Genomic DNA, 14613 nt, shown 5'->3' on the forward strand with positions numbered 1-14613 from the left:
ATGCACTTCCATATACCTATACCCCGACCCGCGCGGAAATAGGCCTCGTGACCGTAGCGGAACTGGCAAGTATACCTCCGGTGCCCGGGCAGCCCAACGGCTCAACCTACTACATCCGCACCTTTCGCGTCTACGACAACACCGCCCCAACCTTTACGGTGGCCCCCTGCCCCAGTGGCAACGCGTTGATTACCATCACCGACCTGGTGTACGACTACTATTCGGTGCAATCCGGCTCGGGTGCCCCGCTCAATCTCAACCCCGGGCAGCGCAGCGCGGTGGTGCCACTCGCCAGTGGGGCCACTTCGGTCACGGTGGTGGGCCACTACACCGCGCCCAACATCTGCGAAAGCCAGCAGGCCACGCAGCCCGTAGCGCCGCTGCTGCCGCCCCAAACGCCGCTCCTCACCACGCTCACGCTGCAGGGCGCCCTGCCCGGTGGCACGGCCACGCTGGCCATTGGCCAGCTGCCGGCCGGCTACTTCTACACCCTGCAGCGGGCCGATGCCAGCGCGCCCGGCGGCTTTGCCACGGTGGCCACGGTGCCCGCCGGCAGCACGTCCTTCGCCGTGCCCGGCGCCGCGCCCGGCTGCTACCGCCTGCTGCGCACCGACGCCTGCCAGCTCAGCACCGCGGCCTCCGACTTGATATGCACGCTCAACCTCACGGGCAATTCCACGCAAAACCGCAACCAACTGCTGTTCAGCGACGCTGGTGGTTCGGGCGCGGTATACACTGTGAGCCGCGACGGCAAGGTGCTCACGACGGGCATTGCTTCAATCTCGGGCGGCCTGGAAGACAGCGACGTGCAATGCGGCACCAGCTACTCCTACACCGTGACGGCCACTTATCCCAACGGCACGAAGTCGGTTTCCAACGCCGTCACCATTCTCACCACCTCGAACCTGCCGCCCCAGCAGCCGCTGCTGGTGCCTAGCTTCAATGTGCGCAACGTGGTGGAGCTGCGGCCGGTGCTGGCGGGCGGCACCCTGCCCGCCGGCAGCACGCTGTTCTACCGTCGCGCGGCGGGTGGTGGCCCCGCCGATTTTGGCAGTGCCACCACCCTGCGCCCCCGCCGCGACTCTACCGCGCTGGAAGACCTGCGCAAAAACCCGCCCTGCTACTCGGTGCGCGTCACGGACGTGTGCGGCAACACCTCCTCCGAAAGCGCGGCTACCTGCCCCAGCCTGCTGAGCGCCAGCCCGGCCGATGCCGACGGCACCACGGCCAGCCTGTCCTGGTCGGCCTTCACCGGCCCTACTCCCGGCGCGGCGGCCAGCTACGTGCTCGAACGCCTCAGCTCCGACAACCAGGTGCTAGACAACATTGCCGTGAGCGGCAACAGCTACACCGACCTGTCGCCCAACACCACGCAACAGGTGCTGCGCTACCGCCTCCGCATCAGCGGGGCGGGACTGCCGGCGGGCACGGTCAGCTACTCCAACATTGCCACCGTAACGCGGCGGCTGTTCCTCACCATTCCCACGGCCTTCACGCCCAACGGCGACGGGCTGAACGATGTGCTCGAAGTAAAAGGCAAGTATCTGAAGGACTACACCTTCGTGGTGGTGGACCGCAACGGGCAGGAAGTATTCCGGGGCTCGCAGCGCGCCGACGTGTGGGACGGCCGCATCAAGGGGCACGCCCCGGTGCTGGGCGGCTACGTGTGGCGCTTCCAGCAAAACAACGAGGATGGCACGCCCTTCACGGCTTCGGGCTCGGTCACGATTTTAAAATAAGCCCCGCGGCGAACCCTGGGGCGGGTTCCGGCGTCTTTGCACCAGCAAGCGGCTCACTTTTGCCGGCTTCGCTTGTTTACGCTACTTGAAAACCGAAAACTGATACCATGGCATTCGACCTCACCGGCATGATGGGCAAAGTGAAAGAGCTGCAGGACAAAATGCAGCAGGCCCAGCAGGAAATACAACACATCACCGCCACGGGCGAAGCCGGCGGCGGCCTCGTGCGCGCCACCGCCAGCGGCCACCGCAAGGTCATTAAGCTCGAAATCGACGAAACGCTGCTGACTCCGCAGGACCGCGACATGCTGGCCGACCTGGTGGTGGCGGCCGTGAACAAAGCCCTGGACGAAGCCGCCGAGCTGGCCCGCCAGGAACTCCAACGCAAAACCAGCGGCCTGATGCCCAACGTGCCCGGCCTCGATTTGAGCGGTTTTGGCGCCTAGTGCCGCGGTGCCAAACGTTGGCGCCTGCGCCGACGTGGCCATTGTCATCCTGAACTGGAACGGCGCCGGTTTTCTGCGCCGGTTTTTGCCCGGCGTGCTCACCCACGCCGACGGCGCCCGCGTCATCGTGGCCGACAACGCCTCGACCGACGACTCGGTGGAAATGCTCTCGCGCGATTTTCCGCTGGTGGAGCTGCTGCTGCTGGAGCGCAACTTTGGTTTCTGCGAAGGCTACAACCAGGCGCTGGCCCAGGTGAACAGCGACTTTTTCGTGCTCCTGAATTCCGACGTGGAAGTGACCCTGGGCTGGTTGCGCCCCCTGCGCGCGCTGCTCGAAGCCAGCCCGCGCATTGCCGCCGTGCAGCCCAAAATCCTGGCCCACGCCGACCCCACCTACTTTGAATACGCGGGCGGCGGCGGCGGCTACCTCGACCGGCTGGCCTACCCCTTCTGCCGCGGCCGGCTCTTCGACACCCTCGAAAAAGACCAGGGCCAGTACGACGACTCGCGCCCCGTGGCCTGGGCCAGCGGCGCCTGCCTGCTGGTGCGCCGCAGCGCCTGGCAAGCCATGGGCGGCCTAGAACCGGCGTTTTTTGCGCACATGGAAGAAATCGACTTCTGCTGGCGCCTGCAAAACGCCGGGCACGAAGTGTGGTACCACGGCGGCAGCGCCGTGCACCACGTGGGCGGCGGCACCCTGCCCAAAACCCACCCCCGCAAAACCTACCTCAACTTCCGCAACGGCCTGGCGCTGCTCTACAAAAACGCCGCGCCGGGCGAGCTGCTCTGGGCCATGTGGCAGCGGCTGGTGCTCGACGGCGTGGCTGGAGTGAAGTTTCTGGTAAGCGGCGAGCTTGGTAACTTTTGGGCGGTGCTGCGCGCGCACTTCAGCTTTTATGGCAAGCTGGGCTACTGGCGCCGGAAGCGGCGCGAAGCCCGGCCGCACCTGCGCGTGGCCCAGCGCCAGGGCGTGTACAACGGCAGCGTGGTGTGGGCCTACTTTGCCCAAGGCAAGCGCAAGTTCAGCGATTTGGGCCTGCGCTAGGTGGCGCACCCCGGCGGCCGCTATATTTGGCCTTTGCCGTTCAGCCACGGCCCTTTTTCTTTTCTGATTTCGATGAAAAAAGTGCTCCTTCTGACGCTGGCCTCGGTGCTGCTGTTCTTGATTTCGCTGGGCCCGGTGGCGGCGCAGGGGTTCCACCGCTTTGGCCATGCCAACCGCTCGCTCACCAAGAAGAAAGAGCATTCAAGCAAGCACGTTAAGCACCGCGACAAAACCAAGAAAGTCAAGAAGCACAAGCCCGACAACGGCGAAAAGCGACGCCACAAGCAGGCCAAACAACAGCAGCTGAACCGCGAGGCCAAGGAATACGACGCCGAGAAGGAATAGCGCGGGCGCTAGTCAGCGGTTGCAAAAGTTTTTGGGGACGAAACCGGGGGTTACAGGTCCCACACGGTGCTGCGCTGCTGACGCATGGCCCGGCGCACGTTCATCCAGAATGCCCCGGCGAAATACAGCACGATGGGCGAACCAAACGTGAAAAACGACGCGTAGACGAACGACAGCCGGACGCTGCGCGTGCTAAAGCCCCACTTTTGGGCCAGGGCCGAGCACAAACCAAAAGACTGTGTTTCGAGGTAGTCGGTGAAGCGTTTCATGGGCGGTAGCGGCTAACGAAATACAGATTGTCTGGGCTAAGATAAGGCCTTACGGGGGCGAGGGCAAGCTCGTCCGCGTAAATTCGCCGGCCCCGACCCGACTAATTTTGGGTCTTTTACGTTTGAAGGGCAGGTTTTCGTTTTCCGACGTTGCACATTTCGATGAGGTATTTTTTGCGGCCCGTGGCCCAATGGCTGCTGGCAGCCCCCCTGCTATTCTCGGCCTGCGCCCTCCCGCGGGTGCTGAAACAGGCCGAAACCGGGCGCACCGTGGTGGCCCGCCCCGCTCCGCTCTTGGCCTCGGGCGAGGCCGTGCCCTTTGAGGTAACCGCCCGCGTGCCCGCCAACCACCTGCACAAGGGCGTCGCGTACGAAGTGCTGCTGCGCTACCGCTACGAGCACGGCCTGCGCGAAGACACCCTCGGCCGCCTGGCCTTCACCGTGGGCAACTTCGTGTACGACGACGAGCACAAAGGGCAACTGGTGGCCACCCAGAAATTCAGCATTCCCAACACCCCGGGCCGCAACCCCGGCGAGTTGCTGGCCCACGGCCAGGTGCGCGAGCTGAAGAAGCACGGCAAAGTGCTGCGCGCCAACGACGACCTGCTGGTGGCCCGCGGCATCGCCGACCCGGCCCGTCTGGTGACGCGCGAAGACACCGTGCTGACCCTGCTGCCCGAGCGCGCCAACAACACCATGAGCGGCACCCGCGTGCTGCCCTTCTATTTCGACGAGGACAAGTGGTTCATCCGCGGCTACCTGGGCACCAACGTACAGGCCCTCGAAGACCTCATCGACGCCAACCAGCACACCAAGCAGGTGCTCATCATTGCGGGCCACTCGCCCGACTCGACCGACGCGCACAACCGGGCCTTGGCCAGCAAGCGGGTGCGCATGCTGCTGTACTATTACAAGCAGCGCGTCAAAACCTTTTCGTATCTCAATAAGAACGAGAACATTCGCTTCGATACGCTGGCCTACGTGCGCAAGTGGGACACCTTCCTCAGCAAGGTCACCTCCTCGGCCCTCAAGCCCGAGCAGATGGATTCCGTGGTGTCCATCATCAACGACACGCGCGGCACGTTCGAGCAAAAGGAAAAGGCGCTGCACAAGCTTTCGTATTTCGACTACATCGAAGAATACATCTACCCAGTGCTACGCTTCGGCACCGTGGCCGTGACGTATACCGCCCCCAAGCGCTACGACTCGGAGGTGTATTTGCTGTCGAAGAAAATTGTGGAGAAGCAGCTAGAAGCCGAAGCCCTCACGCCCGAAGAATTGCGCTACTCGGCCACGCTCACGCCCCTGTTGGCCGAAAAGCAGCGCATTTACGAGGTGGCCGCTGCCAACAACCCCAACAGCTGGGAGGCTTTTCACAACCTGGGCGTGGTGCTGCTGCAGCGCGGCGAGAAAGAGCCGACGCTCAAAACCCAGAAAGCTTACTACCACCGCGCCGCCGTCAACTTCACGCTGGCCGCCCACCGCAACCCCACGGCCGAGTTCTTCTACCACGCCGCCACGGCTTACCACCGCGCCGGCGACCGCCTCGAAGCCCTGCAGAACTACGACTACGCCATCAAGCTGGGCGGCCCGCGCCCGCTGCTGCGCAAGATTTTCTCCGACCGCGCCGCGCTCGAAATCGAAGTAGGCCAGCCCGACGAAGCCCTGCGCAGCCTGCAATACGCCGGCCCCTCCTACCAGAACGCCCTCAACAAAGGCCTGATTCTGGTGGGGCGCGAGGGCTACGACCTGGCGTTGGAGCAGTACCGCCTGGCCCAAACGCTGCGGCCCACGGCGGCTGCGCCCGTCTACGGCATGGCCGTGGTGGCCGCCCGCCAAAAGAACGAAGCCGAGATGGGCCAGTTGCTGAAGCAAGCCGTCGCCCTCGACCGCAACTACGCCCAGCGTGCCGTGGAAGACCTCGAATTTCAGGACTACGCCCAAGGCAAGGTATTTCGGGAGGCGTTGCGATAAGCTTGGCCCAACGCCCCCTACTGTCGTAGCTTTGCCTGACGGCCCAAAACCGCTGTTTATCTAAAGAAAATCATGCGTCAAATTCAATTTCGTGAGGCCTTGCGCGAGGCCCTGTCCGAGGAAATGCGCCGCGACCCGCGGGTGTTCCTGATGGGCGAAGAGGTGGCCGAATACAACGGCGCCTACAAAGTGAGCCAAGGCATGCTCGACGAATTCGGGCCCGAGCGGGTAATTGACACCCCGATTGCCGAGTTGGGCTTCGCCGGCATCGGCGTGGGCGCGGCTGCCAACGGCCTGATTCCGGTCATCGAATTCATGACCTTCAACTTCTCGCTGGTGGCCATCGACCAGGTCATCAACTCAGCTGCCAAGCTGTATTCGATGTCGGGCGGCCAATACTCCTGCCCCATCGTCTTCCGTGGCCCCACCGGCAACGCCGGCATGCTCAGCAGCCAGCACTCGCAGAACTTCGAAAACTGGTACGCCAACACCCCCGGCCTGAAAGTGGTGGTGCCCTCGAACCCCTACGACGCTAAAGGCTTATTGAAGTCGGCCATCCGCGACCCCGACCCGGTGATTTTCATGGAGTCGGAGCTGATGTACGGCGACAAGGGCGAAGTGCCCGAGGAAGAGTACCTGCTCGAAATCGGCAAGGCCAACGTGGTGCGCCAGGGTAAGCACGTGACCCTGGTGAGCTTCGGCAAAATGATGAAAGTGGCCTACGCCGCCGCCGACGAACTCCTCAAGGAAGGCATCGAAGCCGAAGTTATCGACCTGCGCTCGGTGCGCCCCATCGACTACGATACGTTGGTGAACTCGGTGAAGAAAACCAACCGCATGGTAGTCATCGAAGAAGCCTGGCCGCTGGCCAGCATCTCGGGCGAACTGGCCTACATCGTACAGCGCCGCGCCTTCGACTACCTCGATGCCCCCGTTATCCGCATTACCTGCGCCGATGTGCCCCTGCCCTACGCGCCCACCCTCATCGAAGCCTCGCTGCCCAACGTGGCCCGCGTGGTGAAGGCCGTGAAGGAAGTGACTTACGCCAAGGCGTAGAGGAGCGGAAATACCCTATCAGGCGCATACGCAGGGCGCCAACCAAACGGCCCCGTTGGCAATGCCAACGGGGCCGTTTGGTTGGCGCCCTGCGCTATACCTATTTAAGCGTAAGTCTGGGCACTGCCTATTGTAAGTCACCAGCAAATGTTACCATGGCTCCGCTGGCTTTATAAACCGTATCGGCAGGTCATACATAATCAATCGTGGCGAGTCCACTAAATGCTTCTGGACGCTGATTGAGGCAGAAAAAAAGCCAATTATCACCAAAAGGTAGCTCATGGACAGCGCCATCCGGCTGCCGAAAGAAGAGTTACGCCAAGCAATTACTGGCGACGCGCCGAATGCAACCGCTCCACTGAGTAGTAGATGCAACGGCAAAAGGAACCGGCATTCGATAGCCGTGACCAGAGCAGTAAGGCAAGGCAACAACAACGCCATCAATACTGCCGAAGGCCGCACCCAGCGCACAGTGGGACGCGACCACCGGTGCCACAATAGAACTACCAGCCCCCCCCATATCAAGGAATAATTCAGCAGAGCCAAGCGCCAAGTGGGCACGAACACCTCTGTAATGTATGGCGTAGGATACTGCACATCAAGCCCATTAAACAAATGGCGGATGAAAACGCTGGCGGCTTGCATAGGTTGGCCTGCACACATGCGCACGTACTGGCCCACGTCGGCAAATTGCTCCAGCCCTGTGGAATTGAACAATTCAATGCCCCGTTTATTCTCAAAAACCATTTGGGCCTTGGGGTAGTCACCCGCAATGCTGGTTTCGTATTTCTGCATTTGCAGCCCCCAGACCAGTTGCCGTAAGAACAAGTTTGGCTCGTCGGGTCGATTGGTGAGTACCCAAGGTGACCTTACCCCCGCAAGGTGGTTATTGATGCGGAGTTGCGGCACCAAAACAAGGCTGGCCCCTAGGACCAAGGCCATGCCACGCGCTAAGCCCATCCAGCGGCTACGGGCTGGCGGCGGCAATAATGCAAGCACCGCCACAGCGGGCAGCGCAGCCTGATATACCGGCCGAAAATTAGTTGCAGCAGCCATTGCCACCCCTGCCAGCAGGGCACTGACCAGGCCACGGCCTCGCAACAACGCAAGCAATGACGCAACCAACGCCAGCAGGGCTGGGAAATCAGTCAGGCTAAACACGAAATAGTCTCGCCAAATCAAAAACCCTAACCCTGCGAATATCAGACGTCGGCTCAGCGACACGGGCGGACCGCCGCGCAAGGCCTGCCACAAAGACGGCCCTGCCCAGCCGAACAACAGCGCCGCCACTGCGGCCCCAAGGCGGTGCGTCACCTCCAAGGGTGACCAATTGTGGGATTCTACAAGTTGAGTGAACGGGGCCAGCAGAACCGGTAATAGGTAGCCCCTCGAAATATTAGCGTAACTGAGCAGGGCAAACTTCCCAGTGGTGTAAAACTCTTTGCCCATCTGCCAATAGCCATCAGCGTCGAAATACTGCCTTTGGTAGGGCGTAGTAGGCAGGTAGTATAAATAAACCAGCAGAATTATCGCAACAGCAGCCAACGCGGGGTGTAGCCGAATCCTGTTCCACCATCGCATCACCCGGGAAACGTTCGTCATATTCAATAGGTAGCGAGCCAATACGGTCAAAGCACCGTACATTTCACATTTTCGCATTTAAAGCTACGTCATCTCACCCACTCCCACCGCCATGAACCACCGGCTTCACCTCAAATTCGAACAACTGGAGCGCGCCACTGAGCGGCTGCTGGCCTCGGCCGAGGCATTGGGGACGGATGCGGAACGGGCGCCGGGGTCCGGGCAGTGGTCGGCCACGCAGGTGGTGCACCACCTGCTGTTCATCGAAAGCAACATTCTGCAGTACGTGCAGAAAAAGGTGCACGCCGAGGAAGTAATGCCCAAGGTGGGCCTGCTCACGCGGCTGCGAGCCCGCGTGGTGCGCCTGCTGCTGCGCCTGCCCGGCTTCAAGTACAAGGCTCCGCGCGGCGTGGCCACCCTCACCAATGCCGGCAACCTGCCCACGCTGGCGGAGCTGCGACGGACCTGGGCGGGCACGCGCCGCCAGTTTGAGCAGCTGCTCAATGAATTTCCGGGCCGGCTGATGAACCGGGCCATTTTTCCGCACCCGCGTTCGGGGCGCATCACCATCGGGCAGGTGATGGATTTCCTGCTCGACCACCTGCTGCACCACCAGCAGCAAATGGGGCGCATCACCAAAGCCCTGCGGCCTGCTCCGGCGACGCCCACGGCCGCGTAGGCGGAGGCTAGCGCACCGGCGCCTCGTAGACCGGCATGGCGCTGAAGGCTGCGGCCAGCTCAGCGGGCGGCACGGTGAGCTTGCGGCGGTCGAGGTCGAGCCAGGCCCCTTCGACGGTGACGGTGGCGGCCACGCGGCCGTCGGCCTTATAGATAGTGTGTACGATGCTCCAGCGCGAGCCGTCGGGCGCGGCCGAAGCTAGGTGGCCGTCGACCCGGATTTCCTCGCCGATGTTGACTTCCTTTAGGTATTTGGTTTCTTCCCGAAACAGAATGGGCCCGAGGCGCAGTTCGGCGAAGCGTTTCACATCGTAGCCCCATTGGGCGAGCAGGGCCACGCGCTGGTCGGCGGCAAAATCGGCGTAGGCGGAGTGGCGCATGTGGCCGTTGGGGTCCATGTCGGCCCAGCGGGTGCGGTAGGTGACGGCGTTGGTCATTGGGTTGGTTACTGGTTATTGCGCCCGGTTTTCCGCATTGCCCACGGGCATGAGGCGTACCAGGTATTGGTCATTATCATCCTCGCCGATAAAGTCGGCGGTGTAGCCGGCCGCTTCGGCGGCGTCGTTGAGCAGGGCCGCGTCGATGAACAGCCACGGGAAAGGCTCGCCGGTTTGGTCTTGGTAGCTGAGCGTGTACTGCACCTCGCCGTAGTACGGGCCGTTGAGGTTGATGAGCAGGGCGCCGTCCTCGTCTTCGTAGAGGTAGCGTACGTCGGACGAGGTGGCCAGAATCTGACCGCCGGGCCCCAGCAGCGTGCGCGCATGGGCCAGAAACCTGTCGAGGCCTTCGAGGGTGCCGGTCAGGCCCAGGCCGTTCATGAGCAGCAAAATAGTGTCGTAAGGCCGCTCGGTGGGCGGCAGCGGGGCAAACAGGTCGTGCCGGGCCACGCTGTGCACGCCGCGCTCGGCCATTACCTGCACGGCGCCGGCCGACACGTCCACCGCTTTCACTTCAAAGCCGCGGTTTTGCAGCTCCAGCGAGTGGCAGCCCGCGCCGGCCCCGAGGTCGAGCACGCGCCCGCGGCTTTCGTCGAGGGCCTGGCGCTCCAGCTCCGGCATCTGCAGCACGGTGCGGAAGAAGTAGGCAGCGGGCAGCGGCTCGTCGTCGGCCACGTTGCAGTGCACCGTGACGGTGGCACCGGCCTGGCCGTGGTGATAGTCGAGCAGGGCCTGGCCCAGAATGTCGGGAGCGGTGGTTGTGGTCATAAGGCAGAGGCGCCGTGGAGCCGACGGCGCGGCAACGACTGCCGGCCCTTTACGGCTTCGGGACCGAAAAGTACCCAAAACTTCGCGGGCCCGCCGGGGGTTTGCTCCTTACATAGCCTCATTTTCGCATTCGATGCTACCCGCCAAACTTCGTAAAGGGCAGTTGCCCACCAAAATCTGCGTCACCTGCGGGCGCCCGTTCGAATACCGCAAAAAATGGCGCGCCACCTGGGACGACGTGAAATACTGCGGCGAAAAATGCCAGCGCAACCGGCCAGCCGCCAGTGCAACAGCCCCCACCAGTTGAGGGCGGCCGGCCTTCGCTGTATCTTTTTGGCCAAAGCGCCCGTTTTGCTCCCGAAACAGTTCTTTCAAGTTCCCTTTTATGGCTTCCAACCTCGACTATCTTGACCCGGCCCTCGTTCCTCTGGAGGAAAAAGTAGATGCTTACCTGGAAACCGAGAAAGCCATTCAGCGCGCCATGGCCGCCCCGCAGGCCGGCGCGCCGCACCAAAACCCGGCCGAGCCCGCCCACAGCGTGCAACAGCTGCGGCAGGACCTGGCTCGCCTCGAACAGGAAATCATCGGCATGCTGCCCACCCGCGACGAGTGGCTGAAGGTAAACCTGGGCTACGGGCCCAGCCGCGTGGGCGCGTGGCACGTACCCGGCACCTCCCCCGCGCGCTACGAACTGCGGGTGGTGCACTGAGAAGGTGGCAAGCGGGTGAACAATAGCCAAGGACGCAAAGCCATTTCCATCCGCTCATTTGCCTAATGCCCCGAGTCCCAGTCGTACCCCATCTCGGCCCACAGGTCTTTGGGGCGGGCATCGGCAAAAGTCATGGTGCCGATGCGCTTGAGGTGCTTGATGCCATACTTAAGGGGGGTGACGAGGCGAAGCGGGGCGCCGTGTTCGGGCGTGAGGGGCTTGCCGTTCATCTCATAGCAAAGCAGCGTTTGGGGGTGCAGCACGGTGTCCATGTCGAGGCCCACGTAGTAGTTGCCGTCGGGCGTGGCGAGGCCGGCGTAGGGCGCCAGGTCGGCGGGCGGGTTGCGCGGGTCGAAGGGTTGGCCGCTCCGGGTGGCCAGCGGGTATTTGGCCAGAAAATCGGACAGGCGGGCGCCGGCCCAATGCACCACCACGCTCCAGCCTTCGATGCATTTCAGTTCGGTCACCATGTCCACTTTGGGCAGCGCCTGCACATCAGCGAGGGTGAACTCCTGCACTTTCTCAGTGCCGTAGCCCTGCACGCGCATGCGCCAAGTGGCAGGGTCTAGCTCGGTTTTGAGGCCGTAGGTGCCGTTTTTGCGGGGGGTGCGGGCGCGGGTGCTGGCAAACTCCGGCGCCAGTCGCGTTTGCTTATAATAGGCGTGGCTGAGGCGGCCATTGGCGTCGAGCACCTGGCGCAGCGGGCGCGGAATGCCATCGTCCTCGGGCTGCGAAATGAGCCATTTCCAGCCGCCCAGGCCCGCCAAGCCGGCCAGCCCCAGCCCGATAAACGACCGGCGCGAACGGCGCCGGGCCTCGGCCAGTACCTCGGCTTCGGGGCGCAGGGGCGCCTGGGAGTTCTCAGCCGGAGCCGGAACGGGTGATTCTTCAGACATGGCTGCTGCGGTCGGCTAGTGGTTGGTGGAGAGGGAAGCATCGGCGGCTGGCAGGGCCGTGGGGCCGGCCGTGACGTCGTGCGTGGCGGGATTAACCTCCACCACCTCAAAGCCGGCCACCATGGCCCGGAAGTTATTCCAGCCGGCGCGCACCACTTGGGCAATGTGCACGATGAAAAACAGCACGTAGCCGATGGTCAGGGCGAAGTGAATGATGCGCGCATACTCATACCCGCCCAGCAGCTGCGTGAGCCAAGCAAACTGCACCGGCTTGTAAATGGCCAGCCCCGAGAGCACCGAGCCCACGCCCATCAGAATGACGCTGGTGTAGGCTATCTGCTGGGCGCCGTTGAACTTGCGCACCGGCAGCGGTTTTTTCGACAGGCCCAGGTCGTGCAGCACCACCTGCACCGCTTCTTTGAAGGAGTGCCGGGTGGGCAGCAGGTAGCGCCATTCGCCCGAGAAAATGGTGTAGAACACGTAGAGCAGTCCGTTGAGGAAAAAGACCCACATCAGCACGAAGTGCCAGCTCATGCCTTTGGCGAGCTGGAAGGGGATGTTGAAGGCCTCGTAGAACGACTGCGGGAAGAACTTGAGCAGCGTGGTGTTGCCCCAGCCCAGGCGGTACACGTCGTTGGCCCAGTATATCCACAGCCCGCTCCAAATCATCAGGCTCAGGACGGGAAAGTTGACCCAGTGAAACCAGCGGATGGCCAGCGGGTGCTTTTCAACAAGTTGCTTCATAAGTGGCAAGGTGGCGGGTAAACCAATCCCAAGGTACTTCCGCATTGGCCCGGGACCTACGAATCGGCGGACGCGGCGGTTGGCGCGGCCTTACAGCGGCGCGCACTTTTTTCTTGTCGGGCGAGGCAAGCCCCGCTCCACCTGCCTTTGCCCCAGTCGGCAGCCCGCTTCCCAAAAAGCCCCATAAAAAATAGGCGGCAGGGAAACCCCACCGCCTATCCATACCAAAACACCTTAAAAAACTATTCTTTCACGATGAGACTAACAAGAATTGCACCAAAAGATTCCGGGGCGGCATAATTTTTCCGCAAGTCGTTTCACGCGTGCCTTTTAGCGCCCCGCCATTCCGGCTTCGCAGCAAGCAGCGGCGCCAAAAAAGCCCGGACTTTCGCCCGGGCTTTGCTGTGTTCTGGCCGTAGGCCGGCGGGCTTAGGCTTAGCGGCCCATCATGCCGCCGCCACCGCCGCGCATGCCGCCCATCATCTTCTGCATCTGGGCCAGGCCGCCTTTGGTTTGGCTGAGCTTGTTCATTTTGCGCATCATCTGGCGCATCTGGTCGAACTGCTTCATCAGGTCGTTCACCTGCTGAAGTTCGGTGCCCGAGCCTTTGGCCAGGCGGCGCTTGCGCGAGGCGTTGAGCAGGTCGGGGTTGGCGCGCTCCTGCTTGGTCATGCTGCGGATGATGGCCTCAACCGGCTTGAAGGCGTCATCGTCGATTTCCACGTCCTTCATGGCCTTGCTCATGCCCGGAATCATGCCCATCAAATCCTTGATGTTGCCCATCTTCTTGATTTGCTCGAGCTGGCCGAGGAAGTCGTTGAAGTCGAACTGGTTTTTGCGGATTTTCTTCTCAATGCGCTTGGCCTCGTCCTCGTCGAACTGCTGCTGCGCCCGCTCTACCAGCGAAATCACGTCGCCCATGCCCAGGATGCGCTGGGCCATGCGGTCGGGGTAGAACAGGTCGAGGGCATCCATCTTCTCGCCCGTCGAGATGAACTTGATGGGCTTTTCGACTACCGCGCGAATCGAGAGGGCCGCACCGCCGCGCGAGTCACCGTCGAGCTTGGTGAGCACCACGCCGTCGAAATTCAGGCGGTCGTTGAAGGTTTTGGCGGTGTTCACGGCGTCCTGGCCGGTCATGGAGTCCACCACGAACAGCGTTTCGCTGGGGTTGATGGCCGACTTCACGGCCTCAATCTCGCGCATCATCTGCTCGTCCACGGCTAGGCGGCCGGCGGTGTCGATGATGACCACCTTCTTGCCGTTTTTGCGGGCGTAGTCGATGGCATTGCGCGAGATTTCGACGGGATTCTTGTTCTCGACTTCGGAGTACACTTCCACGCCGATTTGCTCGCCGAGCACCTTCAGCTGGTCGATAGCGGCCGGGCGGTACACGTCGCAGGCCACCAGCAGGGTGTTGCGCCCCTGTTTTTTCACGTAGCTGGCCAGCTTGCCGGCGAAGGTGGTTTTGCCCGAGCCCTGCAGGCCCGAGAGCAGAATCACGGCCGGGTCGCCTTTGATGACGATGTCCTTCTTCTCGCCGCCCATGAGCTCGGTGAGCTCATCGTAGACGATTTTGACCATGAGCTGGCCCGGCGACACGGCCGTGAGCACGTCGCGGCCCATGGCGGCGTCCTTGATTTTATCAGTTACCTCTTTGGCAACCTTGTAGTTAACGTCGGCATCGACCAGGGCGCGGCGAATTTCCTTGATGGTGGCCGCGACGTTGATTTCCGAGATGCTTCCCTGACCTTTCAGGGTTTTAATGGCCCGGTCGAGCTTGTTGGAGAGATTATCGAACATGAATCGCTGAGTTGAGCGGGAGAAGCTGGCGCACTGACCGCCGGCACCGAGCCGCGCAAAATCAGGCAGTTATTGAACCCCAAAAGTAACCACAAAAGGCCGAAAACCGGCAAAGCGTGTACC

General features: G+C 62.3%; 16 protein-coding genes. 9 read left to right on the forward strand and 7 right to left on the reverse strand.

The window, feature by feature from the left end; genetic code table 11:
* The first annotated feature begins 47 nt into the window (after positions 1 to 47).
* The 4 genes from JAO73_RS12545 to JAO73_RS12560 all read left to right on the forward strand — a co-directional run bounded on the left by JAO73_RS12545 (position 48) and on the right by JAO73_RS12560 (position 3575).
* On the forward strand, positions 48 to 1739 hold the full coding sequence (locus JAO73_RS12545; RefSeq protein ID WP_198977372.1) for a T9SS type B sorting domain-containing protein: 1692 nt from the start codon (positions 48 to 50) through the stop codon (positions 1737 to 1739).
* Positions 1740 to 1846: 107 nt separating this feature from the next.
* Positions 1847 to 2185, forward strand: coding sequence for a YbaB/EbfC family nucleoid-associated protein (locus JAO73_RS12550; RefSeq protein WP_190922108.1), 339 nt, complete (start codon positions 1847 to 1849; stop codon positions 2183 to 2185).
* 7 nt (positions 2186 to 2192) lie between these two features.
* Complete coding sequence (locus JAO73_RS12555) at positions 2193 to 3230, forward strand: glycosyltransferase family 2 protein (RefSeq protein WP_317191226.1); 1038 nt, start codon at positions 2193 to 2195, stop codon at positions 3228 to 3230.
* Positions 3231 to 3302: 72 nt separating this feature from the next.
* Entirely contained in the window at positions 3303 to 3575 is a 273-nt protein-coding gene (locus JAO73_RS12560) for a hypothetical protein (protein WP_198977373.1), read from the forward strand.
* A 50-nt stretch (positions 3576 to 3625) separates the two neighbouring features.
* Here JAO73_RS12560 and JAO73_RS12565 read toward each other — a convergent pair whose 3' ends face one another.
* Positions 3626 to 3844, reverse strand: a complete 219-nt coding sequence (locus JAO73_RS12565) for a PspC domain-containing protein (protein ID WP_046242767.1) — start codon at positions 3842 to 3844, stop codon at positions 3626 to 3628.
* 162 nt (positions 3845 to 4006) lie between these two features.
* On the opposite strand from JAO73_RS12565, the gene JAO73_RS12570 reads away from it, so the two are divergent.
* Entirely contained in the window at positions 4007 to 5818 is a 1812-nt protein-coding gene (locus JAO73_RS12570) for a tetratricopeptide repeat protein (protein WP_198977374.1), read from the forward strand.
* 72 nt (positions 5819 to 5890) lie between these two features.
* Positions 5891 to 6874: a pyruvate dehydrogenase complex E1 component subunit beta gene (locus JAO73_RS12575; protein WP_190922105.1), complete on the forward strand. Its 984-nt coding sequence runs from the start codon at positions 5891 to 5893 to the stop codon at positions 6872 to 6874.
* A 150-nt stretch (positions 6875 to 7024) separates the two neighbouring features.
* On the opposite strand, the gene JAO73_RS12580 is transcribed toward JAO73_RS12575, so the two are convergent.
* Positions 7025 to 8476: a hypothetical protein gene (locus JAO73_RS12580; RefSeq protein ID WP_198977375.1), complete on the reverse strand. Its 1452-nt coding sequence runs from the start codon at positions 8474 to 8476 to the stop codon at positions 7025 to 7027.
* A 91-nt stretch (positions 8477 to 8567) separates the two neighbouring features.
* Here JAO73_RS12580 and JAO73_RS12585 point away from each other — a divergent pair, with 91 nt between their 5' ends.
* Positions 8568 to 9134, forward strand: a complete 567-nt coding sequence (locus JAO73_RS12585) for a DinB family protein (protein WP_198977376.1) — start codon at positions 8568 to 8570, stop codon at positions 9132 to 9134.
* 7 nt (positions 9135 to 9141) lie between these two features.
* Here the strand turns inward: JAO73_RS12585 and JAO73_RS12590 are convergent, their stop codons facing one another.
* Both JAO73_RS12590 and JAO73_RS12595 read right to left on the reverse strand, forming a co-directional pair.
* Positions 9142 to 9570 (reverse strand): acyl-CoA thioesterase, encoded by a 429-nt coding sequence (locus JAO73_RS12590; protein WP_198977377.1) that lies wholly within the window; start codon positions 9568 to 9570, stop codon positions 9142 to 9144.
* A 15-nt stretch (positions 9571 to 9585) separates the two neighbouring features.
* On the reverse strand, positions 9586 to 10338 hold the full coding sequence (locus JAO73_RS12595) for a class I SAM-dependent methyltransferase (RefSeq protein WP_198977378.1): 753 nt from the start codon (positions 10336 to 10338) through the stop codon (positions 9586 to 9588).
* Positions 10339 to 10471: 133 nt separating this feature from the next.
* Here JAO73_RS12595 and JAO73_RS12600 point away from each other — a divergent pair, with 133 nt between their 5' ends.
* Both JAO73_RS12600 and JAO73_RS12605 read left to right on the forward strand, forming a co-directional pair.
* Complete coding sequence (locus tag JAO73_RS12600; protein ID WP_198977379.1) at positions 10472 to 10645, forward strand: DUF2256 domain-containing protein; 174 nt, start codon at positions 10472 to 10474, stop codon at positions 10643 to 10645.
* Between the two features lie 78 nt (positions 10646 to 10723).
* On the forward strand, positions 10724 to 11047 hold the full coding sequence (locus JAO73_RS12605) for a hypothetical protein (protein WP_198977380.1): 324 nt from the start codon (positions 10724 to 10726) through the stop codon (positions 11045 to 11047).
* A gap of 62 nt (positions 11048 to 11109) precedes the next feature.
* Here JAO73_RS12605 and JAO73_RS12610 read toward each other — a convergent pair whose 3' ends face one another.
* From JAO73_RS12610 to ffh, 3 genes are all read right to left on the reverse strand, one after another.
* Positions 11110 to 11943: a molybdopterin-dependent oxidoreductase gene (locus JAO73_RS12610; protein ID WP_198977381.1), complete on the reverse strand. Its 834-nt coding sequence runs from the start codon at positions 11941 to 11943 to the stop codon at positions 11110 to 11112.
* Positions 11944 to 11958: 15 nt separating this feature from the next.
* Positions 11959 to 12687 carry a cytochrome b/b6 domain-containing protein gene (locus JAO73_RS12615; RefSeq protein ID WP_198977382.1) on the reverse strand — a complete coding sequence of 243 codons (729 nt, stop codon included), beginning with the start codon at positions 12685 to 12687 and terminating at the stop codon, positions 11959 to 11961.
* Between the two features lie 435 nt (positions 12688 to 13122).
* Complete coding sequence (gene ffh, locus JAO73_RS12620; RefSeq protein ID WP_198977383.1) at positions 13123 to 14490, reverse strand: signal recognition particle protein; 1368 nt, start codon at positions 14488 to 14490, stop codon at positions 13123 to 13125.
* Between the last annotated feature and the right edge of the window lie 123 nt (positions 14491 to 14613).

Source organism: Hymenobacter miniatus, from assembly GCF_016427455.1.
GTDB classification, from domain to species: domain Bacteria; phylum Bacteroidota; class Bacteroidia; order Cytophagales; family Hymenobacteraceae; genus Hymenobacter; species Hymenobacter armeniacus.